Annotated in this window: 1 protein-coding gene; it reads left to right on the top strand. The window is 58.9% G+C overall.

Features of this window, described 5'->3' with window-relative positions; translation table 11 throughout:
• The coding region (locus ACP7DD_RS26535) for a transposase (protein ID WP_426178393.1) at window positions 1–953 on the top strand (953 nt) is incomplete at both ends.

Consider the following 953-nt stretch of genomic DNA (forward strand, 5'->3'; position numbering starts at 1 on the left):
ACCCGGCAGTGCTGTTGGGTTTGCTAATTTACGGTTACTCGACGGGAATCCCTTCGAGCCGCAAGATCGAGCGCGCGACGTATGATTCGGTGGCATTTCGCTACATCGCGGCCAACACCCATCCCGACCACGATACGCTGGCCAACTTCCGGCGCCGGTTCGGCGCGCAGCTCGAGCAGTTGTTTGTGCAGGTGCTGATGCTGGCGCGCGAAATGGGCATGCTCAAAATGGGCAAGATCAGCGTGGACGGTAGCAAGTTCAAGGCCAATGCGAGCAAGCATAGCGCGCTGTCGTGGGGCCATATCAAAAAAATTGAACAGCAGTTGAAGCAGGAAATTCAACAACTGATGGCGCTGGCCGAATCCGAGGACCGCAAGAAGGTCCCTGACGGGATGGATGTGCCGCAGGAGATCGCGCGCCGCGAGACGCGCCTTGCCGCACTCGACGAAGCCAAACGTAAGATTGAGGAGCGCGTGCAAGAGCGTGATGCGCAAGCCCAGGCGGAATACGAATCGAAGCTGGCCAAGCGCCAAGCCAAGCGCGACACTGGCAAGAAGCCCGGCGGCAAGGATCCGGAGCGGCCGACCAGCGGCCCGCAAGACAAAGATCAGATCAACCTGACCGATGAGCAGTCACGCATTATGAAAACCGGCGCTGGCTTTGACCAATGCTATAACGCACAGGCGGCGGTTGACACCGACAGCATGCTCATCGTTGCAAGTTTCGTAACGCAGGCAGGTAACGACAGTCAACAAGTCAAACCGATGCTGGAAGCGCTGGAGCGCCAGCAGGAACAGCTGGGCCAACCAACGCATTTACTCGCCGACACCGGTTACTTCAGCGCCGCCAATGTCGATGCGTGCGAACAGGCTGGCATCGTCCCTCTGATCGCGATGAAACGATCGCAGCATCATGAACCCGTGCTCGAACGCTTCACCGAGCCAGCGCCACTG

This window comes from Massilia sp. TWR1-2-2, assembly GCF_049897565.1.
In the GTDB taxonomy this organism is placed as follows: domain Bacteria; phylum Pseudomonadota; class Gammaproteobacteria; order Burkholderiales; family Burkholderiaceae_D; genus JAFCUW01.